The organism is Oliverpabstia sp. (assembly GCF_022785585.1).
Classification (GTDB): Bacteria; Bacillota; Clostridia; order Lachnospirales; family Lachnospiraceae; genus Oliverpabstia; species Oliverpabstia intestinalis.
In genome coordinates this window covers 1-15,661 of sequence record NZ_JALFPR010000087.1, presented here as the reverse complement: position 1 = coordinate 15,661, position 15,661 = coordinate 1, and the positions used below count along the sequence as shown (strand labels likewise).

Annotated in this window: 13 protein-coding genes; all 13 read right to left on the bottom strand. The window is 45.2% G+C overall.

What is annotated here, in order from left to right; genetic code table 11:
* Positions 1 to 1,964 (bottom strand): polyribonucleotide nucleotidyltransferase (locus tag MSA64_RS05995; protein WP_287890973.1); only part of this gene is annotated, 1,964 nt, incomplete at its 3' end.
* Between the two features lie 298 nt (positions 1,965 to 2,262).
* Positions 2,263 to 2,529: a 30S ribosomal protein S15 gene (gene rpsO, locus MSA64_RS05990; protein WP_022172238.1), complete on the bottom strand. Its 267-nt coding sequence runs from the start codon at positions 2,527 to 2,529 to the stop codon at positions 2,263 to 2,265.
* 105 nt (positions 2,530 to 2,634) lie between these two features.
* Entirely contained in the window at positions 2,635 to 3,567 is a 933-nt protein-coding gene (locus MSA64_RS05985; RefSeq protein ID WP_154431983.1) for a bifunctional riboflavin kinase/FAD synthetase, read from the bottom strand.
* Positions 3,568 to 3,656: 89 nt separating this feature from the next.
* Entirely contained in the window at positions 3,657 to 4,565 is a 909-nt protein-coding gene (gene truB / locus MSA64_RS05980) for a tRNA pseudouridine(55) synthase TruB (RefSeq protein WP_117523533.1), read from the bottom strand.
* Positions 4,566 to 4,574: 9 nt separating this feature from the next.
* Positions 4,575 to 5,525 carry a DHH family phosphoesterase gene (locus MSA64_RS05975; protein ID WP_287890975.1) on the bottom strand — a complete coding sequence of 317 codons (951 nt, stop codon included), beginning with the start codon at positions 5,523 to 5,525 and terminating at the stop codon, positions 4,575 to 4,577.
* Positions 5,518 to 5,901: a 30S ribosome-binding factor RbfA gene (gene rbfA / locus MSA64_RS05970; RefSeq protein ID WP_022172242.1), complete on the bottom strand. Its 384-nt coding sequence runs from the start codon at positions 5,899 to 5,901 to the stop codon at positions 5,518 to 5,520. Before rbfA ends, MSA64_RS05975 begins: the two co-directional genes overlap by 8 nt.
* A gap of 29 nt (positions 5,902 to 5,930) precedes the next feature.
* Positions 5,931 to 8,618, bottom strand: coding sequence for a translation initiation factor IF-2 (gene infB, locus MSA64_RS05965; RefSeq protein ID WP_277663331.1), 2,688 nt, complete (start codon positions 8,616 to 8,618; stop codon positions 5,931 to 5,933).
* Between the two features lie 39 nt (positions 8,619 to 8,657).
* Positions 8,658 to 8,966: a L7Ae/L30e/S12e/Gadd45 family ribosomal protein gene (locus tag MSA64_RS05960; RefSeq protein WP_022172244.1), complete on the bottom strand. Its 309-nt coding sequence runs from the start codon at positions 8,964 to 8,966 to the stop codon at positions 8,658 to 8,660.
* Positions 8,956 to 9,231, bottom strand: coding sequence for an RNase P modulator RnpM (gene rnpM / locus MSA64_RS05955; RefSeq protein WP_154431989.1), 276 nt, complete (start codon positions 9,229 to 9,231; stop codon positions 8,956 to 8,958). Before rnpM ends, MSA64_RS05960 begins: the two co-directional genes overlap by 11 nt.
* A gap of 29 nt (positions 9,232 to 9,260) precedes the next feature.
* A complete protein-coding gene (gene nusA / locus MSA64_RS05950) occupies positions 9,261 to 10,436 on the bottom strand; it encodes a transcription termination factor NusA (RefSeq protein WP_154431991.1) in 1,176 nt (391 codons plus the stop codon).
* A gap of 16 nt (positions 10,437 to 10,452) precedes the next feature.
* The gene (gene rimP, locus MSA64_RS05945; RefSeq protein WP_106492328.1) at positions 10,453 to 10,920 is read right to left on the bottom strand and encodes a ribosome maturation factor RimP; all 468 of its coding nucleotides are present in this window, start codon (positions 10,918 to 10,920) and stop codon (positions 10,453 to 10,455) included.
* Between the two features lie 237 nt (positions 10,921 to 11,157).
* Positions 11,158 to 13,395 carry a DNA gyrase/topoisomerase IV subunit A gene (locus MSA64_RS05940; RefSeq protein WP_022172248.1) on the bottom strand — a complete coding sequence of 746 codons (2,238 nt, stop codon included), beginning with the start codon at positions 13,393 to 13,395 and terminating at the stop codon, positions 11,158 to 11,160.
* 21 nt (positions 13,396 to 13,416) lie between these two features.
* Entirely contained in the window at positions 13,417 to 15,339 is a 1,923-nt protein-coding gene (locus MSA64_RS05935; protein WP_154431995.1) for a DNA gyrase/topoisomerase IV subunit B, read from the bottom strand.
* Positions 15,340 to 15,661: the final 322 nt, after the last annotated feature.

The following is a 15,661-nucleotide window of genomic DNA, read 5'->3' as shown; positions in this document are numbered from 1 at the left end:
ATCTTGGAGATATGAACCATACCCTCTTTTCCTGGTGCAAATTCGATAAATGCGCCGAATTCTTTGATGCTTACTACTTTACCGGTGAAAATCTGACCTTCTTTGTAATCTGTTACGATGGTCTGGATATAGTGAATTGCTTTATCCATCATCTTCTGATCTGTTCCGCAGATAGAAACTGCTCCGTCATCTGTGATATCGATTTTTACACCGGTCTCATCGATGATCGCATTAATGGTTTTTCCTCTCTGACCTACCACATCGCCGATCTTTTCCGGATCGATCTTGATCTGAACGATCTTCGGTGCGTATTCATTCACATGCTCTCTCGGGCCTGCGATACATTTTTCCATAACTTCGGTCAGAATATACTCTCTTGCCTGTTTGGTCTTTGCAATAGCCTCTTCAATGATCGGACGGGTCAGACCATGGATCTTGATATCCATCTGGATCGCTGTGATACCATCATGTGTACCTGCCACCTTGAAATCCATATCGCCGAAGAAATCCTCCAGACCCTGAATATCGGTCAGAACGATATAATCATCATCGGTCTCGCCGGTTACCAGACCACAGGAGATACCTGCTACCGGTTTTCTGATCGGTACACCTGCTGCCATCAGAGACATGGTAGATGCACAGATACTTGCCTGAGAAGTAGATCCGTTGGATTCGAATGTCTCAGATACGGTACGGATCGCATATGGGAATTCTTCCTCGCTTGGCAGTACCGGAACCAGAGCTTTCTCAGCCAGTGCGCCATGACCGATCTCACGACGTCCCGGTCCACGGCTCGGTTTCGTCTCACCTACAGAGTAGGACGGGAAGTTATAGTGATGCATGTAACGTTTTCCAACCTCGAACTCATCCAGCCCATCCAGACGCTGTCCCTCGGACAGAGGAGCCAGGGTGGTGATGGTACAGATCTGTGTCTGTCCTCTTGTAAACATGGCAGAACCGTGAACACGCGGTACGATATCCGTTTCTGCAGCCAGCGGACGGATCTGTGTGATCGCACGGCCATCCGGACGTTTGTGATCTTTCAGGATCATCTTACGAACGGTCTTTTTCTGATACTGGTACACGGCTTCACCCAGAACAGCCAGCCATTCCTCATTATCAGCAAATGCTTCTTCCAGTTTTGCTGTCACCTGACGGATATTTTCTTCTCTTGTCTGTTTGTCATCGGAGAATACAGCTACTTCCATCTCTTCCGGTGTTACGATCTCTTTCATCGCTGCGAACAGTTCTTCCGGAACCGCACAGGATTCATAGCTGTGTTTTGCTTTTCCGCAGTCAGCTACGATTTTGTCGATAAATGCGATGATCTCTTTGTTGACCTTATCAGCTTCAAAAATAGCTTCAATCATCTTTGCTTCCGGAACTTCGTTTGCTCCGGCTTCAATCATGATGACTTTTTCTCTTGTGGAAGCAACAGTCAGTTTCAGGTCAGATTTTGCATTCTGCTCCAGTGTCGGGTTAATGATCAGTTCACCATCGATCATACCTACCTGTGTTGCTGCACATGGTCCGTCAAAAGGAATATCTGAGATGCAGGTTGCGATAGAGGAACCAAGCATTGCCACAACTTCCGGATTACACTGTGGATCTACAGACATTACCATGTTATTCAGTGTAACATCATTACGGTAATCCTTCGGGAACAGCGGACGCATCGGACGGTCAATTACTCGGGAGGTCAGAATCGCATGCTCGGATGCTTTTCCTTCTCTCTTGTTAAATCCACCCGGGATTTTTCCTACTGCATACATTTTCTCTTCATATTCTACACTTAACGGGAAAAAATCAATTCCTTCTCTTGGCTTTTCTGATGCGGTTGCGGTAGAAAGTACAACGGTATCACCATAATGCATAAATGCTGCGCCATTAGCCTGTTTTGCCACGCGGTCGATGTCAACTGTCAGTGTTCTTCCTGCCAGTTCCATAGAATAACTTTTGTACATACATTTTCTCCTTTTTCTGCCCTCTGGGCGATTTTTTCGTTACTGTTCACTTCATTCTCAGCAACATTCTGCCGGCGGATATGCTCCGAAACAACTGAAAAACACACTCCCCGCTGTCCTTATCCTGCTTTGGCAATATGCTTTTCAGTGGTCTCGGCATCCTTTCCGACATCTTCCGGTAATCGACAGTATCCGTTGGGATATATTTTCCTTTTTTACGCTGTCTTGTACAGATTAAGATAAGAGGGATGGAAGAATACCTTCCACCCCTCGCCATTCTTTTCTCTGTGCAGTTGAATTACTTTCTGATTCCTAATTTTTCAATCAGTGCACGATATCTTTCGATATCTGTTTTCTTCAGGTAATCCAGCAGACCTCTTCTCTGACCTACCATTTTCAGCAGACCTCTTCTGGAATGATGATCTTTGTGATGTGTTTTCAGATGCTCTGTCAGCTCCTGGATTCTTGCTGTCAGTACAGCTACCTGTACTTCCGGTGAACCTGTGTCGCCTTCTGTTCTTGCGTATTCAGCCATAATAGCCTGTTTCTTTTCTTTAGAAATCATTTTGTTTTCCTCCTGTTTTTTCAATCGCCACATATTAAGAAATGGTCGGAGTATCCGATATCTGAATATGGGCTAACTCATACTTGAACAGTATACCATATACTTTCAGTAATGTAAACCTCTTTTTTCGAAATATTGCTTTCCTGAACCGGCATCTCTCTGAATCTGTGCTTTCAGTTCTTCCACCGAATCAAACTTGCACTCCGGACGCACAAAGTGATAGAATTCCACCCGGGCCTCTTCCCCGTACAGATCCTCGTCGCAGTCAAACAAATACGTCTCTACACCTGCAAACGGCACTTCCACGGTGGGTTTCACCCCCACATTGGAGATTCCATAGAACGTTTTACCTTTGATAAAAGTTTTCGATGCATAGACACCAAAGGGTGGTAGAAGTTTTCCGTCTTCCGGCACCTGATTAATCGTCGGAAGTCCCCAGGTACGCCCCAGCTGTCTTCCATGTACCACTTCTCCCAGCACAAAATACCGGTAGCCGAGGAGCTCATTGACTTTCTCGATATTTCCTTCCTGAAGTACCTCACGGATCCAGGTGCTGCTGATCGGGCGTTCTTCCCGCGTCTCCTTGCTTAAAATTTCCACCTCAAATCCATATTGGGTACCCGCCTTCCGTAACAGTTCCGGATTTCCTTTTCTGTTATGTCCAAAGTGAAAATCCGGCCCCACCACTACATATGCGGCACACAGCTGTTTAACCAGAATCTCCCTGATAAAATCCTCCGGCTCCATCCGGATGATTTCCGGAACGAACGGACACTCCACCAGACATTCCACTCCCCGGCGTTCCAGAAGAATCCTGCGCTCTTCATTCGTAAGAATCGTCCGCTTGATCCTGGTTCCCAGTCTGACAAGAGGAGAAACATCAAAGGTAAATACTACCGTTTCATATCCTTCTTTGCCGATTTCCAGAACCCGGTTGATCAGTTTACTGTGCCCCTTATGGACGCCGTCAAATTTTCCAAGTGTTACCACACTTCTCTTATCCAATTGAAAATCCAGATTTTTTGTAATATATTTCATGTCTCTTTCCATTCTTCTCTCTGTCGCAACTGTTTTTCCAATTGCTTTTACGGGACAAAACATCTCACAGAATATTGCCTGCAGAATCGTTACGCCTCATTTTCTTTTCGATAAAACATTTTCACCGGTATCATCTGATCTGTCTTTTTCTCATACAGTCCTATAAATGTCTCCCGGCTGTCATATACTCTGACATAACCTCCATCCACCTTGAGCTCCTCCTGTAACAGTTCCGGAAAAATCCGGTTTCCGTTGTGTACCAGAAGATCACCCTGCGGTGTTGTTTTCGCAGCCGGATACTGATCGAACATCCTGTCTACCGGAAGAATCAAACGTTCTATATTACCTTCTTCCATGACTTTTTGTACTTCGTCCAGTTTTACCGCGTCTGTCAATCCAAACCGCTCTACCCGGGTACGCAGAAGTTCTTCCATGCAACCGCCACATCCCAGTTTTTCACCGATATCGTTACATAAGGTCCGGATATACGTTCCCTTGGAACACTGCACCCGAATCTTTACTTTCGGAAGCTCCATCCACAGAACCTCAATGTTATGAAAGGTAACCGGTCTGGCTTTTCGCTCCACGACTTTACCTTCCCGTGCCAGTTCGTACAGTTTTTTTCCATTCACTTTCAGTGCGGAATACATCGGTGGAACCTGCTGCTGCTCACCCTGAAATGAAAGAATGCAGGTGCGGACTTCTTCTTCCGACACCTGCACTGACGACTCCTTCAGGATCGTTCCTTCCATATCCTGGGTATCGGTGGTGATTCCCAACCGAAGCACTGCCTCGTATTCCTTATCATGATCTGCCAGCAGATCACACAGTTTTGTTCCTTTTCCAAGGCAGACCGGCAGGACACCCTGTGCCTGAGGATCCAGGGTTCCCGTATGACCGATCTTTTTTTGTTTTAAGATTCCACGAAGCTTCGCCACCACATCATGAGATGTATAGCCTGCTTCTTTGTATATATTGATTACACCGCTTCTTTCCATATGTTTTCTTTACTCCCGAAGCTGTCTTTCTATATCCAGTGTCAGACTGTTTACCACATCGAACACTGATCCCTGCATAGTACATCCGGCTGCTTTCACATGGCCTCCACCGCCAAAATAAGAAGCCACTCTTGCCACATCCACTTTGCCGTTGGAACGCATGCTGACTTTATACTCCTGCACACCGATTTCATATAAAAAGATGGCAACCTCCACGCCACGGGTATTCTGTAACTGGTTGACGATACCATCCATATCTTTCGGTGTCACACCGTAAAAATCCATGTCTTTCTTTCTCACATAACCCACGATACACCGCTGATCCAAAAGCATGATGCTCTCCATGATCGTGCGTCCCATAATCTGATTCTGTGCATAGGATTTTGTATAGAAAGAATCCTTGATGATACTGGTAAAATCAATGCCTTTTGCCATCAGCTGACCTGCGATCTCCATGGTTCTGGTTCCGGTACAGCTGTACTGGAACACACCGGTATCGTGAACGATCCCGGTATATAGTGCTTCCGCACAGGCTTTGTTGATCTTTTCCGGCTCCAGAAGTTCATAGAGCACTTCACAGGTAGAGCTTGCGTCCGGAACGATCTGATTCTTCTGTGCAATTCCTTTATTCGTGATGTGATGATCGATGCACGCGGTTATTTTCGCCGTATTCACTGCCTGACCGGCAACGCCGATCCGGTCTGTGCTGCTGACATCGAATTCCAGGAACAGGTCATATTCTTTCTCTTCCCATTCCTGTTTCGCCTGATCAATGTTCTGAATAAAATGAAATACTTCCGGTACCTCCTCCAGATAAACATCTGTCTGGATCTGTGGGTAATTTTCTTTCAGATACAGATACATTCCCATGCAGGAGCCCACGCAGTCACCATCCGGTCTTACGTGACCGGCGATAGCTGCTGTGGTTACACCCTCAAGTACAGATGCAATATTATTTATCATCTTCCTCATCCCTTTCTGGGGTCTCTTTATTTACCTCGTCAATTAATCTGGACATATGCACACCATATTCAATCGACTGATCCAGTACAAACTGAATCTCCGGTGTGTTACGAAGATTCAGACGTTTTGCCAGCTGGCGGCGTACATAACCTTCCGCACTGCGAAGACCGGCAATGGTATCTTTCTTTTCTTCATCGGAACCCATCACACTGATGTATGCCTTGCAGGTTTTCAGATCCGGTGCCACTTCCACAGAAGTGACGGATGTCATCATATGAATTCTGGGATCTTTGATCTCCTGACGGATGATGAGGCTTAATTCTTTCATCACTTCGCCGTTGATCCTTGTATTTTTTATGCTGTTTTTTCTCATTACCTATCACCTCAATCCGGTATGAAAGCCTATCTCGGTACTTCTACCATGATGTATGCTTCTACCTGATCCAATTCCTGGATATCGTTGAATCCTTCGAATACCAGACCACATTCATAACCGGCTTTTACTTCTTTCACATCATCTTTGAATCGTTTCAGAGATGCCAGTGGACCTTCGAAGATCTGTTTTCCTTCTCTGGAGATTCTTACCGTACAGCCTCTCTGGAATACACCATCCAGAACATAACTTCCGGCGATGTTACCGACACCGGATGCTTTGAAGATCTGACGAACTTCTGCATGACCGATGACTTTCTCTTCGAAGACAGGATCAAGCATACCCTTCATGGCAGCTTCCACATCTTCGATTGCCTGATAGATGACACGGTACAGACGCAGGTCTACACCTTCCTGTTCTGCGGTTGCTTTTGCTGTCGCGTCCGGACGAACATTGAAACCGATGATGATCGCGTTGGAGGCGGAAGCCAGTGTTACGTCCGATTCGTTGATAGCACCTACACCACCATGGATGACCTTAACGACAACTTCATCATTAGACAGCTTCACAAGACTCTGCTTTACAGCTTCCACAGATCCCTGAACATCAGCTTTTACGATAAGATTCAGTTCTTTCAGGTTACCTTCCTGAATCTGGCTGAACAGATCATCCAGAGACATCTTCGCTTTTGTTTCTTCCAGCAGACGATTCTTATTTTCAGAAATAAAGGTTGCTGCAAAGTTCTTTGCTTCTTTATCGTTTTCGGTAGCCACCAGAACTTCACCTGCGTTCGGTACATCTGACAGACCAAGAATCTCTACCGGCGTAGACGGGCCTGCTTCTTTGACACGGCGTCCCTTATCATCCATCATCGCACGTACTTTACCTGAGGAAGCTCCGGCTGCGATAAAGTCACCCACATGCAGCGTACCTTTCTGTACAAGAATAGTAGCAACCGGACCTTTTCCTTTGTCAAGCTGCGCCTCGATAACCAGACCACGTGCTTTTCTCTTCGGGTTGGCTTTCAGTTCGCATACCTCGGAAGTCAGCAGGATCATCTCCAGCAGTTCCTCGATACCCTGGTGAGTCTTTGCGGACACCGGGACGAAAATAGTGCTTCCTCCCCAGTCTTCCGGGATCAGTTCGTACTCGGAAAGTTCCTGTTTTACTCTCTCGATGTTGGCACTCGGTTTATCTACTTTGTTGATCGCAACAATGATCTCAACACCTGCTGCTTTTGCATGGTTGATTGCTTCTACCGTCTGCGGCATTACACCATCGTCTGCTGCAACTACCAGAACAGCGATATCGGTGGAGTTTGCTCCACGCATACGCATAGCGGTGAATGCCTCATGTCCCGGAGTATCCAGGAATGTGATCTTCTGTCCCTTGATTGATACCACATATGCACCGATGTGCTGTGTGATACCACCGGCCTCACGATCGGTTACATTTGTCTTACGAATCGCATCCAGCAGTGAAGTTTTACCATGATCAACGTGTCCCATAACACAGACAACCGGTGGTCTTGGAACGAGATCCTTCGGATCTTCCTCTTCCTCTTTTAACAGTTCCTCAATCACATCCACTTTTTCTTCCTGTTCTGCGATAATATCATAGTCAAGTGCGATCTCCTGTGCCTTTTCAAAATCGATCTCATGGTTTACCGTAACCATAGTTCCTTCCATAAACAGTTTCTTAACGATCACTGCCGGCTGCATCTTCATCTTTTCTGCCAGTTCGCGAATCGTCATTTTCTCCGGAAGTGTGATTTCTTTCACTACTTCTTTCTTTTCTTCCTTCGGCTGAGGACGGGCAGGTTTCTGCAGTGCTTTCGGCAGTCTGCTCTTCTGAAAACGTCCCTGGTTCGGACGGTTGGATCCCTGTCCGTTTCGTCTGTCCTGGGTCTTTTTCTCTTCTCTTTCGCGTTCTTTTTCTTTATCTTTTTCTTTGTTCTTTACGTCTCTGACCGGTTTTCTTGCCAGACCCAGATCCATACTGTCCATAGCAGGTCTGGAATCTCTGCGTTCATTTCTGCGTCCGTTGTTTTCTCTTCCGTCGCGGTCTCTGTTATCACGGTTCATACCGTTTCTGTTGTTATCAAAACGACGGCCGCCCTGATTGTCTCTGTTCTGATTGTCTCTGTTTTGTCCGTCTCTGTTTCCATCGAAGCGACGGCTTCCGTTTCCGCCGTCCTGACGGTTGTTCTGTCCCTGATAACGGTTATTATTCTGGCCGTTTCTGTTATCAAAGCGACGGCCACCCTGGTTATCTCTGCTCTGGCCGTCACGGTTCTGATTGTCTCTTCTTCCCTGACCGTTGAATCTTCTCTCCTGACCATCTCTGCTCTGATTGTCACGGTTCTGATATCCACTGCGGTTTCCTTCACCGTTTCCTCTTGCCGGTCTGTCATGTCCGTTTCTGTCAGACTGCGGTTTGTTTCTTCTGAAATTCTTACCTTCCTGGGTCTGTGCGTTCTGCGGACGGAATACCTGAATCAGATTTGATTTCTTTTTCGGGCGGTCAGCTGCTTCTTTTTTCTCTTCTTTTCCTTCATTTTTTCCGGTGAATGCATCCCGGACCATTTTTTCATCTTTTTCTTCCAATGTACTCATATGACTCTTAACTTCTACCTTTTTCTCCTTTAAAAATTCAATAACTTCTTTGTTTGTTTTATTTAATTCCTGTGCAATTTCATAGATTCTTGATTTTGGCATTCTACCACCAACCTTTCTGCTCCATGCCAAGAAATGTAATTATTCAGATTTCAGCTGTTTTTCCATTGCTGCTGCCAGGTTTTCATCAGTTACTGCCAGAGACGCACGGAATTCTTTTCCCATGGCTCTTCCCAGTTCCTCTTTTCCTCCGAAATCATAACAGGGTACTTCATAATACGTACACATATTATGGAATTTCTTTTTGGTATTGTCCGACGCTTCCGCCGAAACGATGACCAGCCAGGCCTTTCCTGTCTTTACTGCTTTCTCCGTTGAAAACTCTCCGCTGACAATCTTACCTGCCTTGGTGGAAAGTCCGATCAGTGATAGTACTTTATTACAATTCAATCGTATCCAGCTCCCTTTCCAGGTTCTCGTAAACCTCCTGAGGAATCTGCATCTTCAGGGAACGTTCCAGCCCTTTGTTCTTGATGGCTTTCTGCAGACATTCCTTTGAGAAACAAAGATATGCGCCGCGACCGTTTTTTCTTCCGGTCACATCCAGTACGATTTCACCTTCCGGCGCCTTCAGTACACGCATCATTTCCTTTTTATTTTTCATCTCATTGCATCCGATACATTTCCGCAGCGGCACCTTTTTTATATTTCCCATAGCTATCCGCCTCACTGTTTTTTCAGATCTTACTCTTCTTCTGTGGATGTCTCTTCCGAGATCTCTTCTGTTTTCGGTTCTTCATCCAGTTCTACATCGGCCAGAGCATCTTCCATGGAATCTTCACCCTCTTCATCGTCAGACTCCTGATAATATTCAAAATCACCGGCTTCTCTTGCCTGTGTCTCACTCTTGATATCGATCTTGAAGCCTGTCAGACGGGCTGCCAGACGGGCATTCTGTCCTTCTTTACCGATTGCAAGAGACAGCTGATAATCCGGAACAATAACCAGCGCAGTCTTCTCATCCGGATCTGCCAGTACGGTGATCACCTTTGCAGGGCTCAGTGCATTCTCAATCAACAGTGCCGGATTCTCATTCCAGCTGATGATATCGATCTTCTCACCACGCAGTTCTTCCACAATAGTGTTTACTCTGGCACCGTTCATACCTACACACGCACCGACGGCATCGACATCCGGATCATTGGACCATACAGCGATCTTGGTTCTGGAACCGGCTTCTCTTGCGATACTCTTGATCTCTACGATACCGTCTTTTACCTCAGTCACTTCTGCTTCAAAGAGACGTTTTACCAGTTCCGGATGAGTTCTGGAAACCATGATCTTTGGTCCTTTCGGTGAATCCTTAACTTCCAGTACATATACTTTGATACGTTCGGTCGGTTTGTATACTTCACCTTTGACCTGCTCGTTTTCACTCAGGATCGCATCTACCTTACCCAGATTCACACTGACATTTTTTCCCATGTACCGCTGTACCACACCGGTAACCACGTCTTTTTCTTTCTGGAAATATTCATCATACAGAACTTTTCTTTCTTCCTCACGGATTTTCTGCAGAATCACATTCTTTGCGTTCTGTGTCGCGATACGTCCGAACTGTTTGGACTGAATCGGAACCTGAACGATATCCCCCAGTTCATATTTGGAATCCATCATCTTCGCATTGGAAAGGCTGATCTCCATCACCGGATCTTCTACCACCTCCACTACGGTCTTGTCAGCATATACGCTGAACTCGCAGGTTTCATGATCGATGGTCACATGTACGTTATCTGCTTTTCCAAAATGGTTTTTACAGGCCTGAATCAGAGACTGTTCGATCGCTTCCATCAGAACTTCTTTGCTGATATTTTTTTCTTTTTCCAGAATAGTTAACGCTTCCAGTAATTCTGTGTTCATTTTTTCTTTATCCTCCTTAAAAATCAAAAGCAAGACGAATCAATGCGATATCTGCTTTTTCAAATGTCTGCTCTTTCTGATCCTCTGTGGTGATCGTCACGCTACTTTCATCATATGCACTGAGGATTCCGTAGAATTCTTTTTCTTTATTAATCGGACGATAGGTACGGATCTCTACTTCTTTTCCCATACTTCTTACGTAATCCTTTTCTTTCTTCAGAGGACGTCCAAGACCCGGGGAACTTACTTCCATAATATAAGCATCTTCGATAAAATCCAGTTCATCCAGTTTATCACTGAAGATTCTGCTGACTGCCTCACAGTCATCTACGGTAATTCCGCCTTCTTTATCGATATAGAAACGTAAATACCAGTTTCCTGCCTCTTTCACATACTCCACATCCACCAGTTCAAAACCAAACTGATCAATAATCGGCTGTGCCATAGCTTCCGCCTTCTGTTCGTACTGTTCTCTTACACTCATGCTTTCACCACCTTTTACATGAACAGCAGTTGCTGTCCTCAACAATCAACCCTGATTCTTCGGATGTTCGACCCGTAATTCATACCATCAAACTTCACCCTCTGACTCAGTGATTGATACTCAATGCAACAAATAAGAGTGGACGTATCGCCCACTCTTAAAACTAGTAATCATCTATTAACATGGTAATCATACCATTTATTATTATAAAATGCAAGCGTTTTCAGGCTTTTTCCTTTATACCCGCACTTTCGTTCCTTTGGTGTCCCGTTTTCCAAGCTTGATCTTATTGAGGACCATCTGCTTTTCTTTGTATTCAATCTGGTATTCCATCCGGCTTTCCAGAAGATATGCATGTTCCAGATAATCTCTGTCACCCATCTTCATTGCCCGGACACCAAGGGCTGCTTTTTTCTTCTCCGGTACTTCCTCTTTCAGAAAACGCAGAAAATATCCCGCATGGCTCTGCAGCACCACATAATCCATCGTGTCACACAACTCCACAAGAACCAGTTCATCCTCCTCCGTCAGTTTGGTAGAAGCGATGGTTCTCTTAATCACATCGAATTCCGTTCCCGGCACCTGTTTGATCATACCGGATTTTGTCACGAAAATCAGAGAAGCATTCTTTACTGCCTCCATATTGCTGACACAAAGCAGTTCTTCCTGTGCACTGGAAAAATTACTCAGGTTGTCGATCGGAACTCCTTTATCTCTCAGCCTTGTAAGTGGCAGATCCATCACTTTTACCGTATGCATCTGTCCTTTGTTCGTAAAGAGACAGATCTTATCGGTATTCATACAGGTAAATACATACTTATATTCCCCGTGAACCGTCTCTTTGTTCCTCTCGTAGGTATTCTTATCCAGCACCTTGGCATATCCGAAACGATCCATCAGAAAACATACTTCCGCTTCTTCTACTTTCTTTTCTTCAAAGACAGCTTCTTCCCTGTTTTCAATCACGGTACGGCGTTTTCTTCCGTAGGTTTTCTTGATGTGATCCAGATCTTCCATGATGACCTGTGCCATGGCATCGTAATTATTCAGAATCTCTTCATATCTGGCAATATTTTTCAGAGTTTCCTCATGTTCTGCCACCAGGGCTTCGATTTCCAGTCCGATCAGCTTATACAGTCGCATCTCCAGAATCGCAGTTGCCTGTCTCTGGGTAAAGCAGAGTTTTTTTGCTGCTTTCTCACTGGCTTTCGTCTTGAAGCGGATACCTTCGGTCACACCGTTTACCAGACACTCTTTTACCTGTTTCTGGTTTTTACTTCCACGCAGGATCTCGATGATCAGATCGATCACATCACAGGCTTTGATCAGACCCTCCTGGATCTCTTTCTTTTCCAGTTCTTTATTTAACAGTGTCTGATGCTTTCTCGTACAGACTTCAAACTGAAAATCCACATGATGCTCAATGATCTGTTTCAGGCTCAGTGTTTCCGGTCTTCCATCTGCTACAGCGAGCATATTCACACCGAAAGTATCTTCCAGACGGGTCTTTTTATAGAGCATATTTTTTAGATTTTCCACATCTGCGCCTTTTTTCAGCTCCAGAACGATCCGGATACCTTCTTTGGAAGACTGGTTGGAAATATCCACAATATCTGTAGCTTTTTTGGATTCTACCAGACCGGCTACATCATTTAAGAATTTTCCTATATTGGCTCCAACCATCGGATACGGGATCTGGGTGATCACAAGGTTGACTTTTCCGCCTTTTAATTTCTCTTCTTCCACTTTTCCGCGGATCTTGATCTTTCCGCTTCCGGTTTCATAGATCTTCAGAAGTTCATCTTTATTGATCACGATACCGCCGGTCGGAAAATCCGGTCCTTTGATGTATCTCATCAGACCTTTCACGCTGATCTCATTATTTTTCATGTAGGCTTTCACACCGTCCACGATCTCGACCAGGTTATGTGGCGGGATGCTGGTCGCCATACCGACCGCGATACCATCCGCTCCGTTTAACAGAAGATTCGGAACACGAACCGGAAGTACCACCGGCTCTTTCTCTGTCTCATCAAAGTTCGGCATAAAGTCCACAACATTCTTATCCATATCACTCAGATATACTTCCTGGGTGATTTTTTCCAGTCTTGCTTCCGTATATCGCATGGCAGCGGCTCCGTCACCCTCGATGGATCCAAAATTTCCATGGCCGTCTACCAGAGCCTGTCCCTTCTTAAAGTCCTGTGCCATAACCACCAGGGCATCATAGATGGAACTGTCGCCATGTGGATGATATTTACCCATGGTATCACCTACGATACGGGCGCATTTTCGATAAGGCCTGTCATAGCGGATACCCAGTTCATACATATCATACAGGGTTCTTCTTTGTACTGGTTTCAATCCGTCACGAACATCCGGCAATGCTCTTGACACGATAACACTCATGGCATAGTCAATATAAGACTTCTGCATTACCTCGGAATATTCGGTTCTGATAATCTGTCCTTCCATGTTTTCCTCCTGATTGTTCTATCAGATATCCAGCTGTGCGTTCTGTGCATGCTGATAAATAAATGCTTTTCGGGGAGGTACGTCCGTTCCCATCAGTACTTCTGTCACGTCAGATGCCATTCTCGCATCTTCAATTTCCACCCGTTTCAAAATTCTTGTCTTCGGATCCAGAGTTGTCTCCCATAACTGCTGGGCATCCATTTCTCCCAGACCTTTGTAGCGCTGCAGAGTAAAGGATCCGGTGTGAGTTTTTCTGTATTTTTCCAGCGCCTTGTCATCATACAGATATTCCTCTTCCCCTTTGGAAGGGATCACTTTATACAATGGCGGCATAGCAATGTATACATGACCTTCATAGATCAGTTCCGGCATAAAACGATAAAACAGAGTCAGCAACAAGGTAGAAATATGGGCTCCGTCCACATCCGCATCGGCCATGATGATAATCTTGTCATACCGAAGCTTTGTAATATCAAAATCATTCCCATACCCCTCGGAAAATCCGCAACCAAATGCATTGATCATGGTCTTGATTTCTGCATTCGCCAGCACTTTATCTATCGTTGCTTTTTCCACATTCAGTATTTTTCCACGGATTGGTAAAATAGCCTGATAATTACGGTCTCTGGCTGATTTTGCAGAGCCGCCGGCGGAATCTCCCTCGACAATAAATATTTCGCATTTTTCCGGATCTTTTTTCACACAGTTTGCCAGTTTTCCATTGGAATCAAAAGAATACTTCTGTTTCGTCAAAAGATTGGTTTTTGCCTTTTCTTCGGTCTTACGAATCTTGGCAGAACGTTCTGCACAGGAAAGAACTGTTTTCAGGGTCTCAAGATTACGATCAAAGAATCGAACAATCTCATCTCCTGTGACCTTGGCTGTCGCCTTGGATGCATCCTGATTATCCAGCTTGGTCTTGGTCTGTCCTTCAAAACGAGGTGCCGGATGTTTGATAGAGATAACTGCAGTCATACCATTTCGGATATCTACACCGGTAAAATTGCTGTCTTTTTCCTTCAGAATTCCCAGTTCTCTTGCATAGTTGTTCATAACCGTGGTAAACATGGTCTTGAAACCTGTCAGATGGGTTCCGCCTTCTGCATTGTAAATGTTATTACAAAATCCAAGAACATTTTCATGGAATTCGTTGACATACTGGAAAACCCCTTCCACCGTAATTCCATCACTCTCTCCTGAAAAATAAACCGGATCATGAAGCGTCTCTTTTTTTCTGTTCAAATCTCTTACAAAACCAATGATCCCCTCCGGCTCATGATAATCGATAACTTCCGGTTCCGTCTTCCGTTTATCTTCGAAATGAATGGTCAGCTTAGGATTCAGATACGCAGTTTCATGAAGACGGCTTTTTACCTCTTCCTCTGTAAATCTTGTTTTTTCAAAAATCTCCGGGTCCGGAAGAAAATTGATACAGGTTCCGGTCTCTTTTGTACGTCCGATTTTCGGAAGCAGACCCTCTTCCAACTCGATTACCGGAATTCCACGCTCATATCGGTCATGATGTACGTATCCTTCTCTGCTGACTTTGACGTCAAGATAGGTAGACAGTGCATTTACCACAGAGGAACCTACGCCGTGAAGACCACCACTGGTCTTATACGCACCGTTATCAAACTTTCCACCCGCATGAAGGGTGGTAAATACCAGACGCTCCGCAGATATTCCTTTCTCATGCATTCCAACCGGAATTCCACGTCCGTTATCTGACACGGTGCAGGAACCGTCTGCTTCCAGCGTAACCCGGATCAAATCACAGTGCCCTGCCAGATGCTCATCCACCGAGTTGTCCACGATTTCGTAGATCAGATGGTTGAGACCTTTTCTGGAAACGCTGCCTATATACATACCCGGTCTCTTCCGGACTGCCTCAAGACCTTCCAGAACTGAGATACTACTGGCGTCATAACTGTCTTTCTTTGCCATAATACTTTCCTTTCTATTCTTTCTCTCCCCGGTACTTTCCTTTGGCTCAAGCCACGGACTTTGGCCCGTTGCTCGCTCCCACACTCGCTGGCGCTCGTTGCTCTGCATATCAACAATTGGTCCGGTGGACCAATTTTGATTGACGCGGCAGTCGCCAAGGTCTCGTGCAAGCACGGACTTTGGCTCGTTGCTCGCGTACATAATTAATCGGCGGTTTTTCATGGGGTACTGGGGTACTTAACGAAAACTGCCGATCATTATACCATATTTTTATACATAGAAACAAGTTAAAAAGTACTTTAGATTGTAGATTCCTATATTT